Raw genomic sequence first — 472 nt, forward strand, 5'->3', positions numbered from 1 at the left:
CGTGCGCGGGCCCGGCACCCCTGGGGGTGCCGGGCCCTCCTGCCGGTGTGGCGCGCGGTGCGACCCGCGGTCGGTCGGTTGTGCGGAGGACCGATCAGTACCGGTCGTCCCCGTCCCAGTGGTCGCCGCGGTCGTCGTCGCGGCCGTCGTCGCCGTCGTGGCGGCCGCCGTGGTGGCCGTTCCCGTCGGTCGGCTTGAAGTACACGGAGCGGACGTTCAGGTTCCGTGCCTCGTCGCCCGGCTCCAGCACCTCCTGCGGCTCACCGCCGCAGTTGCGGTCCCCGAAGACCAGCGCGAGGGACTCGGTGTCGTTCACCACCTTGAAGGCCGGGTGGTTGCGCGTGCCCGGCAGCTGGTAGCAGGTGTCGTTGTCGGCAGGTTCGATCGACCTGCTGTGTACGTCGCCCTCCTCATCGGCGTACCGGTAGTACAGCTCGCCGAGCGAGTCGCGGTCGTGCCGGTCGCCGGCCAT

At 72.0% G+C, this 472-nt stretch carries 1 protein-coding gene; it reads right to left on the bottom strand.

The genetic code is table 11. The features are described 5' to 3' along the window. Positions 1-94 precede the first annotated feature (94 nt). On the bottom strand, positions 95-472 hold a 378-nt coding region (locus tag G3I71_RS47080; RefSeq protein WP_164325084.1), incomplete at its 5' end, for a hypothetical protein.

The organism is Streptomyces sp. SID12501 (assembly GCF_010550245.1).
In the GTDB taxonomy this organism is placed as follows: Bacteria; Actinomycetota; Actinomycetes; order Streptomycetales; family Streptomycetaceae; genus Streptomyces.